Source organism: Rickettsia endosymbiont of Lasioglossum villosulum, from assembly GCF_964026455.1.
Classification (GTDB): domain Bacteria; phylum Pseudomonadota; class Alphaproteobacteria; order Rickettsiales; family Rickettsiaceae; genus Rickettsia.
Genome location: NZ_OZ032152.1, coordinates 105,548 through 125,064 on the forward strand (window position 1 = coordinate 105,548; position 19,517 = coordinate 125,064).

The following is a 19,517-nucleotide window of genomic DNA, read 5'->3' on the forward strand; positions in this document are numbered from 1 at the left end:
ACTTTATATTGTAAGCCACTGATTTAATAACTCATCAAGTTTCTTTTTATCATTAACTAGTTGAGTACTGATTTGATTATATTTTTGCGGGTTTGCAAGGTATAGATTGCTATCCTCAAGTTGCTTTTCTAAAGCCTTAATTGAAGCTTCTAATTTTTCAATTTCATTTGGTAATGTTTCAAGCAAACGTTGATATTTGTAAGATAGCTTTTTATTTTGTGGTTCTTTAGGACTAGAAATAGGAGTTATAGGCTTTGAGATTTTTTTAGTTATGGGGCTTACAGTAAAATATTGCTTGTAATCTTCATATCCGCCAGTTAAATCATAAATTTTACCTTGAGCAAAAACTAAGGTTCGTGTAACTAATCTATCTAAGAAATCACGATCATGACTAACTACTATTAAAGTGCCGGAATAATCTGCAAGTATGTCTAGTAAAATCTCTAAACTATCCATATCTAAATCGTTGGTTGGTTCATCTAGGATGAGCAAATTGCCAGGGTTAATTAAAATTTTTGCAAGTAATAGCCTGTTAGCCTCACCTCCTGATAGAATAGCAGTTTTAGCATTTAGTAGCTTAGGATCGAACATGAATTGCTTCAGATAGCCAGCAACATGCATAGTTTTATCATTGGGCAAAAATACCTGATCTCCGCCGGTAGGGCATAAAGTTTGCTGCAAAGTATGATTATGGTTTAGTTTTTCTCGATGTTGATCAAAATATGAGATATCTAAATTACCACCATATATAATTTTGCCGATTTCAGGAGTAAGTTGTTTGGTTAGTAATTTGATAAAAGTAGATTTTCCTGAACCATTCGCTCCAATTATGCCGATCTTTTCGCCTTTTTTAACTCGGAAACTAAAATTATCGATAATTTTAGTATTTTTATAGCTAAAACTAACGTTATCAGCTTCGATAATAAACTTACTTTTAGCTATATTTTCTTCAAGTTCAGCTTGTACTCTTTGTTTTGAACGAGCTAGCTTTGCTGCGTGTTCTCTTGCTATTTCCCTTAAAGTTTTTAGCTGGGCAAGCCTTTTCTGGTTACGCTTACGTCTAGCTGTGACACCTGCATTTAACCATTCATTTTCTTGAGCTAATTTTTTATTTAATTTCCGCAGGGCTGCTTCTTCTTGCTCTATAATAATATTTTGCCATTCATCAAAATACTTAAATCCTTTATCGGATTTACGTAAATGTCCACGATCAAGCCACCAAATCTTATTAGTCACATTTGATAAGAAAGTTCTATCGTGACTAACGCAAATAATCGCACCATTATATGATTTAACGTATCCTTCCAACCATTCAATTGTTTCAATATCTAAATGGTTAGTCGGTTCATCAAGCAATAATATTTCTGGCTCTAATATTAAGGCTTTAGCAAGGCTGGCTCTTCTAAGCTGTCCGCCTGAGTAGGTGGATAAATTATCTGTGCCATTGATTTGTAGCTTTTCTAGTATTATATCTATTTCATTTTTACTGTTCTGATCTAGAATGAAATCATAAACATTAGAATTAAGTTTGATCGCAATGTCTTGCTTTAAATATCCAGTTGTGATTGCAGGGTCTTTAAATAACTCTCCGTTATCTAATTCATAATCTTCCGATATTACTTTCATTAGGCTTGATTTACCACAGCCATTACGACCTATCAGACAAATCTTATCGCCTTTGTATAAATAAAGCTCTAAATCAGATAAAATTATTTTATCAGCAAAACTTAAATTACCATCTTTAATGTAATAGATTGGGGTCATAGGGTTATGTCAGACCGTGGCTTGGGAACTAGAGCCAGTTAAAAATACTAATAAAATTAGTATTTTTTATTATTTTCTGGATCTAGTTCCCAAGCAACTAGATGACATAGTGACTCCTGAGATTGCTTCGTCGAAACTTTCAGTTTCTTCTCAAAATGATGTTAAATCTTTTTAATTATTAAACTAGTGTTAGTGCCGCCAAAGCCAAAAGAGTTGGAAAGTACGTAGTTTATTTTAGCCTCTTTAGCTTTAAGTGCAACTAAGTCTAACTTAACTTCGTCCATTGGATTTTCTAAATTTAGGGTAGGTGGTGCAATCTGATCTCTAATTGCAAGCGTACCAAAGATAAATTCAACACTTCCGGCAGCACCAAGCAAATGCCCTATTGAAGATTTAGTAGAAGACATTAAAACTTTAGGGTTAGCTTCTAAAAATAATCTCTGAACTGCATTTAATTCGATCGCATCGCCTATATCAGTAGAAGTACCATGTGCGTTAATATAGCCAATGGCATAAGGGGTTATACCAGCATCTTGCAGTGCTTCATGCATTGCTCGATAAGCTCCTCTCCCTTCAGGATGTGGAGCTGTCATATGGTACGCATCACCAGTAGAGCCGTATCCTACGACCTCACCATAAATTTTAGCACCACGACGCATAGCATGTTCGTATTCTTCTAAGACTACAACGCCAGCTCCTTCGCCCATAACAAAACCACCTCGATCCTTATCCCAAGGTCTCGATGCTTTTTCAGGCTCATCATTATATTTAGTACATAAGGCTCTTGCTGCTACAAAACCTGCAACTCCAACAGGTGTTACCGGTGCTTCCGCACCGCCTGCGATCATAACATCAGCATAGCCATGCTTTATCATACGCATAGCATCGCCTATAGCATGTGCTCCAGTAGAGCAAGCCGTTACTGCAGCTTGGTTTGGACCACTAAAGCCATATTTTATTGAAACAAGACCTGATAAAAGATTAATTAAGGAAGCTGGAATAAAGAACGGGCTAACTTTACCATTATTTTCTTGATGAAGCTTTACAGAAGTATCTTCGATCATTTTAAGACCGCCAATTCCTGAACCTAATATTAAACCGGTTCTGTCACGTGATTCTTGATCCTCTGGTAACCATCCACTATCTTCAATTGCTTCAGTTGCAGCTGCAACGCCATAATGGATAAATTTATCCATTTTACTCAATCTATTTACATCTTCAGCTTTTGTAAAATTTTCAAGTTTGAAGCCATTCTCTTCAGAATGGTTTAATAGCCCTGCAATTTTGCATGCAAGTTTGGAAGTGTCAAATGCTGTAATAGTTTTTATACCGCTTACTCCTTGGACTATATTATCCCAAGATGACTTAACGTTAAGCCCAACTGGGGTAATCAGCCCAAGACCAGTAATAACTACTCTTTTATTCATGGTTTGATTTAACATCCTTAATTATTTTTTATTAGGTCTTAATTTGACACAGATTAAGATTTATGTTCTTTTATATAGTTAACAACATCTGCTACTTTTTTTATCTTAGTTGCTTCTTCATCAGGAACATCAACACCAAATTCTTTCTCTATTTCCATCATTATTTCTACTGTAGATAGGCTATCTACTCCTAAATCTTCTGCAAATCGCGAGTCCACGCTGATTTCTTCAATTTTTTTTCCTTGATTATCAGCAATAATTTTGATAGCTTTCTGCTCGATATTATCCACTTTACTCATAATTTTGAACTCCATAAATCATTTTTATTAGTTTGTATATTTATAAACATAAGTTTAATATTTTAGCTTTAAAAGAACTTCTAGCACAAAAAATTGTTTTATGCCAGCATAAAATTTTATACCATTAACATTCCACCATTTACATGTAGGGTTTGACCAGTAATATATGATGATTGATTGCTTGCTAAGAATGCAACTGCATTTGCTATATCTTCAGGCATACCATATGTTCCTTTCGGGATTTTTCGTGTTATAGCTTCTTTTTGTTCATCATTTAACTTATCAGTCATATCAGATTTAATAAAACCTGGAGCTACTGCATTAACTGTAATTCCTCTGGTTGCAACTTCATAAGCAAGTGATTTTGTCATACCGATTAAACCTGCTTTAGAAGCACAATAATTAGCTTGCCCAGGGTTACCTGAAACTCCTACTATTGAGGCTATGTTAATGATGCGTCCGTATCTATTAGTCATCATCTTTTTTATTGCTTCACGATTTAAGATGAAATTTGCTTTTAAATTAATATCAATAACTTGGTCAAAATCTTCATTTTTCATTCTGATTGCTAGCGTATCTTTGGTAATACCGGCATTACAGACTAAAATATCTAATTTTTCTATTTGAGCTACTAAATTGCCGCATTCTTCAGTATTTGTAAGATTACAAACTTTAATAGTGTAATTATCTTTTAAATCATCGCCAAGAGCTTTTAATTTTTCCTCATTACTCCCGCTTATAATTACATGACTTCCAAGCTTATGAAGCTGCCTTGCAATAGCACCTCCTATACCTCCTGAAGCTCCGGTAATTAATGCTGTTTGACCGCTTAAATCAATCATTTACTTCCTCCTCTTGTTCAAAATTTATATTATTGACTTTAGATGATTTTTCTCGTACAAGCTTCTCAATTTCATTAGAGATTTGTGGATTATCTTTCAAATATTGTTTAACATTTTCACGTCCTTGACCGATACGTACGCTATTATAAGAAAACCAAGAGCCGGATTTTTCTATTATGTCAAGCTTTACTCCAAGGTCGATTATTTCACCTTCTTTTGAGATACCTGAGCCATACATTATATCAAAATCTGCTGTTTTAAATGGAGGTGATACTTTGTTTTTTACTACTTTTACTTTGGTTTGGCTGCCTATTACTTCTTCTTTATCCTTAATAGAACCTATTCTTCTGATATCTATTCTAACTGAAGCATAGAATTTTAAAGCATTACCGCCGGTTGTAGTTTCAGGACTACCAAACATTACACCTATTTTCATTCTAATTTGGTTGATGAAAACAGTAATACAGTTAGTACGATTAATTGAGGCAGTAAGTTTACGCAAAGCCTGACTCATTAATCTTGCTTGAGAAGCCATTTGTGCATCGCCCATCTCGCCTTCAATTTCTGATTTCGGTACTAGAGCGGCAACACTATCTATGATTATCATGTCAATACCGCCGGAGCGAATTAAAGTATCAGCAATTTCCAAAGCTTGCTCTCCTGTATCAGGCTGAGATATGATAAGCTCGTCAATATTGACTCCAAGCTTTTTAGCATAAGCTGGATCTAAAGCATGCTCAGCATCAATAAATGCACATGTCCCGCCTTTCTTCTGGGCTTCGGCAATTAAATGTAATGTGAGAGTAGTTTTACCCGAGCTTTCAGGACCGAATATTTCTATTATTCTACCTTTAGGAACTCCGCCAATTCCAAGAGCTATATCAAGTCCAAGCGAACCGGTTGATACAGCTTCTATATCAACATTAGGACGCTGACCAAGTTTCATAACCGAGCCTTTACCATAGCTTTTTTCAATCTGTGCGAGAGCTGCAGCAACAGCTTTTTCTTTATCTATATTTGACATAAGCTTCCATACTTAACTAATTCTTAATTAAATTAAAATATAGGCTTAATTCTAAAAAATCAAATTTTATTTTTTAAAGTTAAAATAAAACTTTTAGTATTGAAAATTTAAAATACACTAAAAGTAGCAAAACATAATATATAGAAAAATCCATGAGTGAAATAACAACAAATACTAATGAACTAATAAATGATATTAGCGTTCTTATTAATAATGCTAAAGTGAGAGTTGCCATTAAAGCTAACGCTGAAATGACAATGTTATATACCTTTTGATATTCCAATATTTGGTAAGCCAAATTTCAGGATTCGCCTTTGCTCACGTACTATTTGTACGCTCCGCAGGCTCACCGCTTATTTGACTTCCAAATCTTAAAATATCTGCGGTATACTGGCATAGAGATCCTTAAAAGTACAAGAGCGGAATACGGACAGGAGGTTATTAAGACTTTAGCTAAAGGTCTTTCTTCATTATATGGGCAAGGCTTTTCTCGTACAGCTCTAATTCGCATGAATCAATTTTATCAATCTTTTAAAGAGCAACAAATTAGTGCGACACTGTCGCACCAATTAAGTTGGAGTCATATAATAGAGTTATTACCTCTAAAAGAACAGAATCAGAAAGATTTTTATGCCTATATGTCTATACAAGAAAATTGGAGCGTTAGACAGTTACGTAGTAATATTGATAAAATGTTATATGAAAGAACGAAGTTATCTAATAGATCTGAAGAACAAGTAATATCATTATTTAAAACAGATTCTAGGTTAGAGCCTGATTTAATTCTTAAAGACCCTTACATACTTGATTTTTTAGAACTTCCAGATGAACATTATGAAAATGATTTGGAAAATGCGATATTACAGCGTATTGAACAATTTATTTTAGAACTAGGTACCGGCTTTTCATTTGTAGCAAGACAAAAACGTATGACTATAGACAATGAACATTTCTATTTAGATTTATTATTTTTCAATAGAAAGTTAGAAAGATTAGTAGCAATTGAATTAAAAACAGGAAAATTTAAGGCAGAGTATAAAGGTCAAATGGAGCTATATTTAAATTGGCTAAAAAAGAACGAATGTTTTGAAAATGAAAAACCTCCGATAGGTATTATATTATGTTCTGAAAAATCTGACGCCCAAGTAGAATTGTTAGAAATGTCGGCAAGCGGCATTCACGTTGCACAATATTGGACAGAATTACCTCCTATAGAGATTTTGCAGAAAAAAATCGGAGAAATAGTATTGCAGACAAAAAGAATTTATGAAAATAGACCTATTGCAAACGCATATGAATAAAGATAATTTGTATATCCTTGATACTTCAAGATTTGCCTGTGGTGATGAATAGTACCGGACAGTTATTATTCTATGTCGTTTTTAGCAACGGCGGGAATCCAGCGTAAAGCGAGATGAATCGAGCTTTTAATTTTAAAAACTTGCTGCTTTTATGTTTACTTTTCTGGATTCCCGCTTCTGCGGGAAAGCATTATTGCGTGGATCGAGAGTCATCATTGCGAGGAAATTACGAAGTAATTGACGAAGCAATCCAGTAAAAAATGCTAAAATTAGTTATTTTTTACTATTTTTCTGGATTGCCACGCGGTCTACGACCGCTCGCAATGACGGTTTTAATAATACTCCAATTTTCTCCGGACACTACTGCGCCTACGCGGGAATGACATAGAATAAAAACTGTCCGGTACTATAAGACAAGCAACTAGATGACACCGATCACGTTTTTCGATGTAGGCAATGCCGTTATAAGGTAATATAGGAAACTAGTCCACACAAGCAATACTTACTTCTTTGCATATAATAAGTACTAATTATGCATTAACTAAGATAGATGTTTGGTGATTATTATCTTATCTATCCCGTAATTAAGTTGCGGGATAAATAAAGCATTTGAATAAAGACAAATCAAATTGTAGAATGATAAAGCTAGTCTTATGCTGACTCAGCTAAAGGCTCTGTTGTAGATTCTTCAGTTTTTTGTTCACGTAAATAGTCTTGTACTTCTGATTCTGATCTTGCAACAATCACTGTAACATCTGTACTAAGCTCAGCATGCAATCTTACTTCAACCTTGTAAATCCCTGTAGATTTGATTTGAGTATCAAGAATTATATTTAAATGAGAAATAGGGTAAGATACAGTTTGAGATAATTTTTCGGCTATTTCCTTATTATTTACTGAACCAAATAATTTACCATCATATGAGGTCTGACGAACAAAAATTAATTTTTGATCTTTAATAAGATCATTAATTTTTGTTATTTCTTCTTTTACTTGTTTATCTTTTTCTTCTAATTCATGCTTCTGCTTAACAATTAACTCTTTATTAAGCTCAGTAGCTCTAATAGCTAATTTTTGTGGTAAAAGATAATTACGACCAAATCCGTCGGCTACTTTATGTATTTCCCCTATCTTACCTAATTTTCTTACCGGTTTAATTAAAATAACTTCCATGGTATTATACGTCCTTTACTTAGCTTGAAATACAAAAGGTAACAATGCTAAAATTCTTGCAATTTTAATAGCATTATTTAGCTTTCTTTGTTTTTTTGCACAAACATTTGTGATTCTACTTGGTAGCATTCTACCACCTTCGGAAACAAATTTTATTAAAAGCTCTGGATTTTTATAATCAATAACCGGTGCATTAGGCACGGAAAGAGGGCAACCTTTACGTCTTCTAAAGAACACTTTTTTAGAAGCTCTTTCCATTGGTTTTCGGGTTGTTGTTTCACTAGTATTATTTTTCGACATTCTTTACCTTAATTCCTGCAAATTTAGATTTGATTATTTTAATTAGCCGTTACATCAATTACTGGAGTATTTTCTGTACTTTGATTTTTTAATATCGGTGAAGGCTCATTACTAATTGAATCTACTTTCTGTGTAAGAAATCTTATGATATTTTCATTAAGTTTCATTTTTCTTTCTAGCTCTTGCTTTACAGCTGGAGTAGTATCAAGACCTAAAAGGTAATAATGTCCTTTTTTGTGATTACCGATTTTATAAGCTAAAGCTCTTAATCCCCAGTATTCTTTTTTTACAATAGCACCGTTATTATCTTTAATGATTTTACTAAAATCATCAACAATTTTATCTATATCATTTAATGATACGTCTTGACGCACAATAAAAACTGACTCGTAAAAACTCATAATTATAAGAATCCCAACAAAAACTTTAAAATAAAGCTATTTATAGCAACTGAAACTATTAAATTCAAGTATTATTTTTAAAAAATTATTATTTCTTTGTTTATTTTTAAAAAAAGTTTGCTATAACCCCTAGTAAATCTGAAGATTATTAACAAAAATTTTCAATTATTTACTAAATATTAACAGAGGTTAATTTAGTGTTAGACAAACTCTTACCACAACTTCTAATCATAGAAGAAGAAAATAAAAAAAGCATTAATATTTCTTTATGTAACGATATAGAAAGAGCAGGCTTTAACATAACAAGGATTATAAACATAGAAAAAATATTAAATTATTTCTTCCATGAACCCCTTGCTATCATAGTTACTAATGCAGAACTACAGGAAAATCCTATGGTTACTGTATCTAAGTATTAGGAAAATTGATAAGCTTTCTAATACCCCGATAATTTTTCTGTCCTCAACTAAACAGTTAAATTTAATGGAGATCGATGATTTGATATCATTTTTCTATAAACCTTTCTTATCTGATCAGATCATCCATTTTCTGAAAAACTTGTTGAGACGCTCTAAAACAATTTTACAGGATAATATTATCAAATTTAAAAATATAAGCATTGATTTAAATGCTGAAAGGGTTTATTAAGGGCAAGGAAACTATTCGTTTAGGTCCCACAGAATTTAAAATTCTGCGACTTTTTCTTCAATCGCCCGATAGTGTATATTCACGCCGAGAAATAATGCGATATTTATGGGAAGATGACGAAAGTTTTAACCAGCGTCTGATTGATGTGCATATAAATAGAATTAGAGATGCTTTAGGAAAAGATAGTCCAATTATTAAAACAGTCCGTTTTATTGGTTATTCTCTTAATAAAGATATAGTAGAATCAGATACTTAATGATAACAATTAAAAATTTCTTTGTATTTATATATTAATTGTGTTAATATTTCTTATCGATGCTAGTTAGGTTCATTGTTACAATTAAAAATCGGTTAAACTTTATGCTAAGTAAAATAAATAAGCCTGCATTTTTTGCACTAATAATTTATCCTCTTATCCTAATATCGCTTTTAGTTAAATATGTATCCAATTATGGAATAGGTTGGACTGAAATTATTTTTCTGATTAGCAGTTATTATGTTAATAATATTACGGTTGGAATTGGATTGCATAGATTATGGTCTCATCATTCTTATAAGATAAATAAATATGCTGAGTTTGTTTTAGTTGTACTATCTGCTGGAACTTTGCAAGGACCTGCTTTATCTTGGGCTTCAAACCACTATAAGCACCATGCTAAAACAGATACAGATCAAGATCCGCATAGTCCTTTAAAATTTGAAAATAGGGTTTTAGGTTTTATTTGGTCTCATATAGGCTGGATGTTAGTTGGGCAAGGCAGCTATAAATCTATCGATCGTATTACTTGGGTTAAGCTTGGTAAAAACAGTTTATTAAAGTGGCAGCTAAGATATTATTGGCAGATAGCAGTCTTTATGAATGTAGCTGTACCATTAATTATAGGCTATCTAGTTGGCGGTACTCTACATTCGGCATATATGGGATTTTTATTCATGGGGCTTGGTAGATTCTTGCAACAACAAGCAACTTTTTGTGTAAATTCTTTATGTCACTTTGTCGGTAGTAAAAAATATTACAAAGGAACTGCTGGAGATATTTGGTGGATGGCTTTATTTTTACTTGGAGAAAATTGGCATAATTATCACCATGCTTTCCCTTCAGACTATCGTAATGGTGCAAAATGGTATCATTTTGATGTCCACAAATGGATAATATTCTTGATGAGTAAGGTTGGGCTTGCTTCAGAACTTGATCGTATTACAAAGGTAAGAATTCAAGCAAAAATGCAAGAAACATTAAGTTATCTTAGTGAAAAAGAGAAGCAAAAATTAAACTTAATGCAAGCTAAGGTAGAGCAGCTTTTAGAAAATTTATGTTTAAAAATAAAAGAGCTTGAAGAATCATCTACTACGATTAAAGAGCAATTTAGAAGATCCTTTATAGAAATACAAGAATCTCTTAAAAATTTAGCAGAACAAATAAGCTCTGCTGCACAAATAACTGAAGAGCCTTCAAAAAAATTATTGAAAGTAGTTAATAGAAAAATTAACGATGCTGAACAGTCTATTTACAAACTATATAATAAATTAAATGCAGTAAAAGTTTCTAATTAATTGCTTTATTTTCATTATTATCTAACAATTCTCTTCATTTACTAGTGGTTTATGCTGCTAATAAATGAAGAGTTGGCATATCCTTATCTAACTTTGTGCCAATTTTTCAAATTCTATTCAATTATAGAATCTCACACATCAATTCCACTTAATAAAACTATCAATTCAAGAATTATTTTATTTAATTTTTTTATATGATTCGAGCGGTTAAAAATTTTAATAATTTTTAATGCATACCGTAGATACTTCAAAGGTTAGAAATCAAGTGAGTGGTGAGTTAAGCTAGGCGTATAAAAATACGTGAGCAAACACGAATCCCAAATTGATTTAATAAATTTTGCAGTATCAAAGGTATAAATATATCAATGAAAAATATTATTAAACTATGAAACGAAAATTAACTGAAGAACATATCCGCAAATTAAAAAGAATCATGAGAGATCCAATATCATGTTTCAACGAATCAGATGAAGAAATACTGGCACAAGAGTTACCTAAAACATTAGAAGAAAGAAATAGACTTTCAGATGAAATAAACAAACATATTCCATTTCAAATATTTAATTCCACTGAAGAAATAATCTTTAACTACGGCACTATAGGAAATAAATTACTTAACCAAGGTAATATTCAAGAAGCAATGGCTGCTTATAAATTAGCTATAGAATACGGCAAAGATAATAAATTTTTTATAGATAATTATTATCCTATTCCTTACCTAGGATTAGGGCTTATTTTTGAAAATGAACAATCTGAAAAAGCACTAGCATTTTTTAACAAAGCTATAAATATGGCAAGTAATTTTTATATAGATACTAAAAATATCTATTATGAAGAAGAAATTAATAATTATAATGATGGACTTGCTAAAGCCTATCTGTATAAAGCGTATTTATTAGAAAAATTAAAACAATTTGATGAAGCTGCAATCAATTATGGTGAGGCTACTATTTACAATAAATATATGTATTCCGCTTATTTTGGTAAAGCAGCTTGTTTGGGAAAGTTAGGAAAGGCTTAAGAAGCTATTATGATTTATGATAAGCTTTTAACGCTTAATCCTCATCATTCACAAGATGAACATTGTATTTATGCTTATTATAAGAAAGCCCATCTTTTTAATACTCTCCAAAAATATGAAGAAGAAATAAACGCTTTAGATAAATTCATTAATTATAAAAATAAGTATGAAAAAAATGGTGAGCGGTTTATTAATATTAGCTTCGAAGAGAGTTATTTAGCTAAAGCAGCAGCTTTAAGCAAACTAAATAAAAATCAAGAATCTGATTATTGCAAAGGGCTAGCTGCATATTTTGCAGGAAAAAATGAAAAGGCTGTAGATTTTTTTGATCAAGCTTTAGAGCAAAATAGTAAAAATTCTAACCCCGATATTATTGCTGCCTGTTATTTCTACAAAGGATGTTCCTTAATTAGATTAAATGAACAAATAAAAGAAAATAATCTTAAAGCCATAGAATGTTTCAATAAGGCTTATGAAAATGTTAATTATCTTAGAGTAAAAGTATTTTTATTTGGATTTGTAAAAATTAACAAGGAAGTTGTAGAAGAAAAACATAGCCATGATCTAATAGTGGATAGAGATAATTTAATCAAAAAATTTATTAGCAATATAATGCTAGATGTCACTAGCTCAGATTCTAAAATTATCGGTAATCTCAATACACTTATTTGTGAAACAGTAAGCATTATTAAACAAACAGATATTATTACAGAGCAAAATAATGTTATAATTTCCGGTGAAGTTTCTGAAAATACATGACAGCGATAGCTTGTAGTGCGTTTCATATCTTATTCCCGCTTGCCTAGCGTGGATTAGTTTCCCGTCATTGCGAGCGAATGAAATGAGCGAGGCAATCCAGAAATAATAATAAAAAATGCTATAAGTTAGCATTTTTTAGCTGGATTGCGTACGTACAATTACTTCATAATTTCCTCGCAATGACGATTTGGTATCCACTCGGGCAAAGCCTACGGCATTGTTGCGTAGATCGAAAAACGTCCTCAGTGTCATCTAGTTACTTGACCACGGTAGTAAGTAAAAATAACTTTTAATACTAATAATTTTATTATTAAAAGCTGGATCACGTGAATAAATCACGGGATGACAACTGGAAAACTGATCTACGCAACAATGCCAGCTCATGACGACTTGGTATCCACGCAAGGCAAGCCTTACGCAGGATAACAGTACAACAACTTATTTCTTTTTCTTGCTTTTATTTTTATTCTTATTTCCGCCAGTAGTTTTATTAAATCTACCTAGGTTTTTAACGAATTTTTGTAAGCCATTAAGTTCAGTGCCGTATGTTTTCGTATATTCACTGATCGTTTCTATATCATGTCTATGTGAATCATCAATTACAACAACCTCTTGCATTAAATTATGGCTATCAAAGGTAATTTTTACTATTCTCTGTTTTACGATTTTAGGATTAAGCCAAGCTCTTTGTGACATCACTCGCTCAACATAATACCATGTATCTTGAGAATATTCTGGGATCATGGTAGGAGTGCCAATCAGCTCTACCACTTCTGTTTTACTTAGTTTTTTTGCTTCTAATTTTGTAAGTGCTGAGTCATCTATAGATTGCCCTCTATTTTCAATAGTTTGGCAACCGCTTAAGGAAAAAATGACGAATATACTGGAGACGAATATTAAGAAAAATTTCATAAGTTTAATTTTATCTAGATTTTATTATAAGATTATAATATACTGCTTCACTAATTTGACAAATACTTTTTAATAAAAGAGGTAAATAATGGCAGTTCCAAAGAAGAAAACATCAAAATCAAGACGTAATATGAGACGTTCACATTTAGCACTTGGTAAAGTTAATGTAATAGTTGACTCTCAAACTGGTGAATATAAACTTCCGCATCACGTTTCTTTAGTTGATGGTACTTATAATAATCGTCAAGTAGTAACGAAAAAAATCGAAGCTGAAGAAGAAGTAGCTTAAATCTAAATTTTTATGACCTGTAAAATTATTGGCTGCGGCGGGTATCTTCCGTCAAAAATTGTTAGCAATGATGAGCTTGCAAAATTTGTTGACACTAACGATGAATGGATTAGAACAAGAACCGGTATCTCACAACGTCATATAGCAGGTGATACTGAATATACTTCTCATATTGCTTTAAAAGCCGCTGAAAAGGCTATAGCAGATGCTGGCATTTCAGTAAATGAGATTGATTTAATTATTACATGCACTACTACTCCTGATAATAGCTTCCCATCAGTTGCAACTAAACTACAAGGTTATCTTGGTTTAACTAACGTTCCATCATTTGATTTACAAGCCGTATGTGCCGGTTTTGTTTATGGCGTGCAAGTAGCAAACTCTCTTATTTCTTCCGGTAAATATAAAACTATTTTACTGATAGGTGCTGAAAAGATGACATCTTTATTAGATTGGGAAGATAGAGCTACTTGTGTTTTATTTGGCGATGGAGCAGGCAGTGTAATCCTACAACGTAGCGATGATAACTCCGGTGTAATAGACAGTAATATTTTCTCAAGCGGTGCAGATTACGAAATACTATATACCAACGGCGGCGTAAGTATGAATGGCAGCAGCGGTAAAATAATTATGCAGGGGCAGAAACTATTCCGTCTTGCAGTAGAGAAAATGCACCAATCTATAGAGGAATTATTACGCAATAATAATTTCACTGTAAACGATATTAACTATTTTATCCCCCATCAAGCAAATGTACGTATCATTAATAAGCTTGCCGAGCTATTAAATGTCGAAGATCATAAAGTAGTAAAAACTGTAGAAAAACACGCTAATTGTTCAGCTGCTTCTATTCCACTTGCTTTAAGTACTCTCAAAGCTTCAAATAAAATTAAAAAAGGTGATATTATTTTATTCTCAGCTATTGGTGCCGGTCTTACTTGGGGTAGTGCTTTACTAAGATGGTGATATACTCGATGAATTTCAAAAATTGGCGTTGTCATTCTATAAGAGCTGTGATACTCACGTATTAACTATACGCTCCGTTCCTCGCCTTATGAACTCCTAGCTCTTTTGAAGTTGATCTTCGTCTATCTACTATAATTTAACATCCTTAAATATTGCTAATTCAAACCTATTATGACTTCTTTAAAGGGAGTTTTGGGGAAAGGTCAATGATATTTTTACCACATTTATATAGTACTATTTGTATTTTATAGTATTTTAGCCTTTAAACTCATAAAATAATCATATATACTAACCTCATAGTTTTAGTTAGTTTAAACTTGTTATCTAACTGAATAATTTAAATTTTAATAAATTATAACCTCAAGGAGTTTAATTATGAAAATAACAAAAATAACATTAGCTTTTCTTGCATTATTTGTGCTTGCAGGGTGTAATAAAACCAAAAGAGCGTCACATGGTTGTGGAATGAATCAATCAGAAGAAACATCTATAATGAAAGATTTTGAAAAGCAAGCAGGTAATGCTGTATGGTTTGCTTTCGATAGTTCTGCTTTATCTGAAAAAGCTAAAGAAGAATTACAAAGACAAGCTTGTTGGTTATCAAGACATCCTCATGTAAAAGCTACTGTCGAAGGACATTGTGATGAAAGAGGTACTAGAGAGTATAACTTAGCTTTAGGTGAAAGAAGAGCACAAAAAGCTGCGGAATTCCTAAAACATAAAGGAATCGAGCATCATAGAGTAAGCACAATATCTTATGGTAAAGATAGACCTGCTATGATGGGTAACACTGAAGAAGCTTTTGCTTACAATCGTAGAGCTGTAACAGTTGTACATCACTAAAAATCTTCTAAATCATTAGATTTAGTATTTATAGGAAAGGTCGAGTAATTATTACTCGACCTTTTTTATTTGTATACTCTTCTGCTTTGAAGAATTGGAGCTCTGCAAAACTTTTGGAAACTCACATGCTCACCTATTAAGTTAGGCTCTGCGTGTTCGCCTCTTATTTTATATTTCAATTTTCCAAATCATTTGAGTATACTACTAATAAATGAAGAGTTGGATAGACGAAGTTTTATTTGGAAAAGAGCAAGGAGTCCATAAGACAAGGAGCGGAGCGTATACTTAATACGTGAGCACCACAGTACTTATAGGACGACGTAGCCAATTTTTCAAATAAAACGAGTATATATCTATAGATAAATGAAAGCTAGTTTACTCGTAGCAAAAAATAGCTAAATTTAAAATATATATTAAAAAAATATAAAAATTTTGCTGGACTTATAGCCATAATAATTATATAAAATTCAGATGAACATGGGGCTGTAGCTCAGTTGGTTAGAGCACGCCGCTCATAACGGTGTGGTCGTAGGTTCAAGTCCTACCAGCCCCACCACACAAATTTATATGTGTCATCATAGTGGCTTAATCGCAGAACGGCTTTGTTGAGTATGTCAATTTTCTTGTCATTGAAGGAAATTACGAAGTAATTGACGAAGCAAGGAAATATAAAAAATGCCAACTTATAGTATTTTCTGGATTGCCACGCTCATTTCATTCGCTCGCAATGACGAGTTATATAAAAAATCATTATTAAATTGAATTTAAATGATTAATTTAAAAACACTTTCTTGGTATCTTGCTAAATTATATTTCAAGTGTTTTTTTATTATATTATCTATTTTAATTGGATTATTAATCATATCCAATCTCTTTGATCTCTTACAAAAATTCAAAAACATGTATGTGCCTTTTGATTTTTTTTGGCGATTTATATTATATAAAGTTCCATATCTTTTGAATCAAGTTTCTGCTTTAATCAGCTTTACTTCTATGCTTTTTTTCCTTAGAAACTTAACAAAAAATAATGAGTTAACTGCTATATTATCTAGCGGTATTCATATTTGGCAGGTATTGATAATTCCGTGTATCGTAACTTTAATTTTAGGTATAGTTTTTACGACTATATTAAATCCTATCGGGGCTTTAGGCTTACAAAAATATGATTTACTAGAAGCAAAGCTTACTAAAAAAACACATAATGAAGCAGTAATATCTAAATCAGGTTTACTATTTTTTGAAGCTTTAAATGGGAAAAATCAAATAATTCAAACGCAATTTATTAATATTTCTGAGAAAAAATTAAACAATATTACAGTTTTATTTATTGATAATAACAATAATTTTCTAAAAAGAATTGATGCATTATATGGCATCATTGAAAATAAATCACTGCATTTAAACAGGGTCAAAGTTTTTACAAAAGACAGTACCGAAGCACATAACAACTTAACTATACCAACTAATTTATCTGTTAACAGCTTGGTCAATAAGTTTACTCATCCTGAAATGGTTTCCATTTGGAATCTACCTAAATTAATCAATGAATTATTAAATTCAGGTCTACCTATTACTAATTACCAAGTTTATTATTATAAGCAACTATTTAAACCTGCAATGATGATAGCGACTATAATTTTAGCAAGCTGTTTTATTAGCCTAAAACAACGTGATAACTCGCAAGAAAAAATATTAATATTGGGATTATTTTCAGGTTTTATAGTATATTCATTATCAGAAATATTGCTTAAAGTACTGACCTATAATAATCTATCTTTAATTGCTGCTATTTTGTTACCAAGTATGTTAATATTTTTTATTAGTAACTTTATTATTTTACATTATAAAGAAATTTAAATTATACTCGTTTTATTTGAAAAATTGGCGGCGTTGTTTCATATTTTTTAATCCTCACGTATTAAGTATACGCTGCGGTCAAAAAATATGAAACGCCTTGCTCTTTTCCAAATAAAACTTCGTCTATAATTAATTTAGCATAGAAGAATTTTTAGAATTTAGAGAGAAAAAGAAAAATGATAATGAAATTTTTGGAAGGGTTTTCTTCCGGTATGGCTATTGATCTTGGTACGGCAAATACTATCGTATATCAAAAAGGACGCGGTATTGTTCTTCGTGAACCTTCAGTAGTTGCATTAATAAAAAAAGATGGCTCTTTTGTGCCTTATGCTTTTGGTCATGAAGCAAAAATGATGCTTGGTCGTACTCCAACTGATATTGAAGCTAAAAGACCTTTGAAAGACGGCGTGATTGCCGATTTTAAAGGTGCAGAAGAAATGATTAAGTACTTTATTAAAATGGTACATAATCGTCGTTCTTTTTTTGGTCCAACGATTGTTGTTTGTGTACCGTCAGGCTCTACCCCTGTTGAACGCCGTGCTATTCAAGAAGCAGCAGAAAGTGCGGGTGGTAAGGACGTATATTTAATTGAAGAGCCTATGGCGGCAGCAATTGGTGCAGGGCTTCCTGTAACAGAAGCAACTGGCTCAATGATTGTTGACATTGGCGGTGGTACTACAGAAGTTGCAGTTTTGTCACTAGGTGGCATAGTATATGCAAGGTCCGTAAGAGTCGGTGGCGACAAGATGGACGAGGCTATTATTTCATATATAAGAAGGCATTATAACCTGCTAATTGGTGAGGCTACAGCCGAAAAGATAAAGCAAGAAATAGGTACTGCTTATGTAGATCAAAATGCAGAACCAAGGGTTATGGAAATAAAAGGTCGTGATTTAATTTATGGTATTCCAAAAGAAATGGTATTGAATGAAAGGCAAATTGCTGATAGTCTAATAGAACCAGTAAGTCAAATTGTTGAGGCGGTAAAAGTAGCATTAGAGGCGACGCCTCCCGAATTATCTTCTGATATAGTGGATAAAGGAATAGTGCTAACAGGTGGTGGTTCATTACTTCGAAATCTTGATTTTGTTCTTAGTGAGGCAACAAAATTACCTGTGATAATTGCAGATGATGCACTATCATGTGTAGCACTCGGCACAGGAAAAGCACTTGAAGATTTTACAAAGCTAAAACATGTACTATTTAAACAGGATTAAAGATGGCGATACTTGCGAATAGAGTAAAAAATTCTTCAAGTTCCTTGGAGCTAGTAAGAACTATAATAGTTACTCTTAAACGCTTTTTTGTCATATTTTTTCTTGGATTATCTTTATATTTATTTCTTGTTTCACCTAAAAAAATATCCAATGTATCTATTGAAATAACAGGCAGCGTATTATCAGCTGGATTAGTATTTTATGAAAATATATTTGAAAGTGTAAATTCTATAAAACAAAAATTCGTTTATTTTCAAGATCTAGAAAAACGAAATATAGAGCTTGAGCTTGAAGTAGCAAGGCTCAAACATCTTCAGAGCGAAGTAGAATCAGTAAGGGCTGAAAATATTGCTCTGAAAGATCTCTTAACAGTTACCGAGGAAGAAGAATTTAAATATGTTACTGCTAAGTTATTAAGTGTGTCTTTTAGTCCTTTTTCTAAAACAGCATTAATTTCTGCTGGTAGAAAATACGGAGTTGAACTTGATCAAATTGTTACGACCAATTCACAAGGATTAGTCGGCAAAGTAATAGAAGTAAGTAATAATTATGCTAAAGTGATGCTAATTAGTGATGTTAACTCTAGAATACCCATTAAAACAAGTTCCTCGAGAGAACAAGGCATTTTAGCAGGTAATAATAACAATAGTAAAATTTTATACTTACCTAATAATCATTTAGTGCAGAAAGATGAAGAGATAATAACTTCTGGTCATGGCAGTACTTACCCAGCAGGTATCTTAGTTGGTTATGTCACTAAAGTTACAGAAAATGATGTTATAGTTAACATCGCTGCCGATCTATCTAAAACTGAGTTTGTGCAAGTATTATTGCCTAAAGAATAATGTATACTCGATGAACTTGAAAAATTGGCTACGTCGCCTTATAGGATCTGCGGTTCTCACGTATTATTATACGCT

The 19,517-nt window shown here is 32.3% G+C and carries 22 protein-coding genes and 1 tRNA gene; 14 read left to right on the forward strand and 9 right to left on the reverse strand.

The genetic code is table 11. The features are described from left to right. Window positions 1–3 precede the first annotated feature (3 nt). The 5 genes from AAGD49_RS00515 to recA form a co-directional block, all read right to left on the reverse strand. Window positions 4–1,764, reverse strand: a complete 1,761-nt coding sequence (locus AAGD49_RS00515; RefSeq protein WP_341788691.1) for an ABC-F family ATP-binding cassette domain-containing protein — start codon at window positions 1,762–1,764, stop codon at window positions 4–6. Window positions 1,765–1,925: 161 nt separating this feature from the next. Continuing rightward, window positions 1,926–3,206, reverse strand: a complete 1,281-nt coding sequence (gene fabF, locus AAGD49_RS00520; RefSeq protein ID WP_341788692.1) for a beta-ketoacyl-ACP synthase II — start codon at window positions 3,204–3,206, stop codon at window positions 1,926–1,928. A gap of 38 nt (window positions 3,207–3,244) precedes the next feature. Further along, complete coding sequence (gene acpP / locus AAGD49_RS00525) at window positions 3,245–3,505, reverse strand: acyl carrier protein (protein ID WP_341788693.1); 261 nt, start codon at window positions 3,503–3,505, stop codon at window positions 3,245–3,247. A 101-nt stretch (window positions 3,506–3,606) separates the two neighbouring features. Further along, entirely contained in the window at window positions 3,607–4,332 is a 726-nt protein-coding gene (gene fabG / locus AAGD49_RS00530) for a 3-oxoacyl-ACP reductase FabG (RefSeq protein ID WP_341788694.1), read from the reverse strand. Continuing rightward, a complete protein-coding gene (recA, locus tag AAGD49_RS00535) occupies window positions 4,325–5,356 on the reverse strand; it encodes a recombinase RecA (RefSeq protein WP_341788695.1) in 1,032 nt (343 codons plus the stop codon). The genes fabG and recA overlap by 8 nt, the downstream gene beginning before the upstream one ends. Before the next feature lie 152 nt (window positions 5,357–5,508). Here recA and AAGD49_RS00540 point away from each other — a divergent pair, with 152 nt between their 5' ends. Together AAGD49_RS00540 and AAGD49_RS00545 are read left to right on the forward strand one after the other, a co-directional pair. Next, entirely contained in the window at window positions 5,509–5,631 is a 123-nt protein-coding gene (locus tag AAGD49_RS00540) for a hypothetical protein (RefSeq protein ID WP_341788696.1), read from the forward strand. Between the two features lie 165 nt (window positions 5,632–5,796). Then, complete coding sequence (locus AAGD49_RS00545) at window positions 5,797–6,657, forward strand: YhcG family protein (protein WP_341789251.1); 861 nt, start codon at window positions 5,797–5,799, stop codon at window positions 6,655–6,657. Between the two features lie 651 nt (window positions 6,658–7,308). On the opposite strand, the gene rplI is transcribed toward AAGD49_RS00545, so the two are convergent. The 3 genes from rplI to rpsF are packed head-to-tail and all read right to left on the reverse strand — an operon-like array spanning window position 7,309 to window position 8,531. After that, on the reverse strand, window positions 7,309–7,830 hold the full coding sequence (gene rplI, locus AAGD49_RS00550; RefSeq protein ID WP_341788697.1) for a 50S ribosomal protein L9: 522 nt from the start codon (window positions 7,828–7,830) through the stop codon (window positions 7,309–7,311). Window positions 7,831–7,845: 15 nt separating this feature from the next. Continuing rightward, a complete protein-coding gene (gene rpsR, locus AAGD49_RS00555; RefSeq protein WP_341788698.1) occupies window positions 7,846–8,130 on the reverse strand; it encodes a 30S ribosomal protein S18 in 285 nt (94 codons plus the stop codon). A gap of 38 nt (window positions 8,131–8,168) precedes the next feature. Continuing rightward, window positions 8,169–8,531 carry a 30S ribosomal protein S6 gene (rpsF, locus tag AAGD49_RS00560; protein ID WP_011476818.1) on the reverse strand — a complete coding sequence of 121 codons (363 nt, stop codon included), beginning with the start codon at window positions 8,529–8,531 and terminating at the stop codon, window positions 8,169–8,171. A 197-nt stretch (window positions 8,532–8,728) separates the two neighbouring features. Here rpsF and AAGD49_RS00565 point away from each other — a divergent pair, with 197 nt between their 5' ends. The 5 genes from AAGD49_RS00565 (at window position 8,729) to AAGD49_RS00585 (ending at window position 12,513) form a co-directional block, all read left to right on the forward strand. Next, a complete protein-coding gene (locus AAGD49_RS00565) occupies window positions 8,729–8,950 on the forward strand; it encodes a hypothetical protein (RefSeq protein ID WP_341788699.1) in 222 nt (73 codons plus the stop codon). 209 nt (window positions 8,951–9,159) lie between these two features. Beyond that, on the forward strand, window positions 9,160–9,435 hold the full coding sequence (locus AAGD49_RS00570; protein WP_341788700.1) for a winged helix-turn-helix domain-containing protein: 276 nt from the start codon (window positions 9,160–9,162) through the stop codon (window positions 9,433–9,435). Between the two features lie 104 nt (window positions 9,436–9,539). After that, window positions 9,540–10,733, forward strand: coding sequence for a fatty acid desaturase (locus AAGD49_RS00575; protein ID WP_341788701.1), 1,194 nt, complete (start codon window positions 9,540–9,542; stop codon window positions 10,731–10,733). Between the two features lie 385 nt (window positions 10,734–11,118). After that, entirely contained in the window at window positions 11,119–11,754 is a 636-nt protein-coding gene (locus AAGD49_RS00580; protein ID WP_341788702.1) for a hypothetical protein, read from the forward strand. Between the two features lie 9 nt (window positions 11,755–11,763). Next, complete coding sequence (locus AAGD49_RS00585) at window positions 11,764–12,513, forward strand: hypothetical protein (RefSeq protein ID WP_341788703.1); 750 nt, start codon at window positions 11,764–11,766, stop codon at window positions 12,511–12,513. A gap of 438 nt (window positions 12,514–12,951) precedes the next feature. Here the strand turns inward: AAGD49_RS00585 and AAGD49_RS00590 are convergent, their stop codons facing one another. Further along, on the reverse strand, window positions 12,952–13,425 hold the full coding sequence (locus AAGD49_RS00590) for an outer membrane protein assembly factor BamE (protein ID WP_341788704.1): 474 nt from the start codon (window positions 13,423–13,425) through the stop codon (window positions 12,952–12,954). An 88-nt stretch (window positions 13,426–13,513) separates the two neighbouring features. On the opposite strand from AAGD49_RS00590, the gene rpmF reads away from it, so the two are divergent. From rpmF to mreC, 7 genes are all read left to right on the forward strand, one after another. Then, window positions 13,514–13,714: a 50S ribosomal protein L32 gene (gene rpmF / locus AAGD49_RS00595; protein ID WP_341788705.1), complete on the forward strand. Its 201-nt coding sequence runs from the start codon at window positions 13,514–13,516 to the stop codon at window positions 13,712–13,714. 12 nt (window positions 13,715–13,726) lie between these two features. After that, a complete protein-coding gene (locus AAGD49_RS00600) occupies window positions 13,727–14,680 on the forward strand; it encodes a beta-ketoacyl-ACP synthase III (protein WP_341788706.1) in 954 nt (317 codons plus the stop codon). 375 nt (window positions 14,681–15,055) lie between these two features. Then, window positions 15,056–15,523, forward strand: a complete 468-nt coding sequence (pal, locus tag AAGD49_RS00605) for a peptidoglycan-associated lipoprotein Pal (protein WP_016948649.1) — start codon at window positions 15,056–15,058, stop codon at window positions 15,521–15,523. Between the two features lie 479 nt (window positions 15,524–16,002). Further along, a tRNA-Ile gene (locus tag AAGD49_RS00610) sits at window positions 16,003–16,079 on the forward strand. Between the two features lie 212 nt (window positions 16,080–16,291). Further along, window positions 16,292–17,380, forward strand: a complete 1,089-nt coding sequence (locus AAGD49_RS00615; RefSeq protein WP_341788707.1) for an LptF/LptG family permease — start codon at window positions 16,292–16,294, stop codon at window positions 17,378–17,380. A 176-nt stretch (window positions 17,381–17,556) separates the two neighbouring features. Further along, window positions 17,557–18,597: a rod shape-determining protein gene (locus tag AAGD49_RS00620; protein ID WP_341788708.1), complete on the forward strand. Its 1,041-nt coding sequence runs from the start codon at window positions 17,557–17,559 to the stop codon at window positions 18,595–18,597. A gap of 2 nt (window positions 18,598–18,599) precedes the next feature. Next, window positions 18,600–19,442: a rod shape-determining protein MreC gene (gene mreC, locus AAGD49_RS00625; protein WP_341788709.1), complete on the forward strand. Its 843-nt coding sequence runs from the start codon at window positions 18,600–18,602 to the stop codon at window positions 19,440–19,442. Window positions 19,443–19,517: the final 75 nt, after the last annotated feature.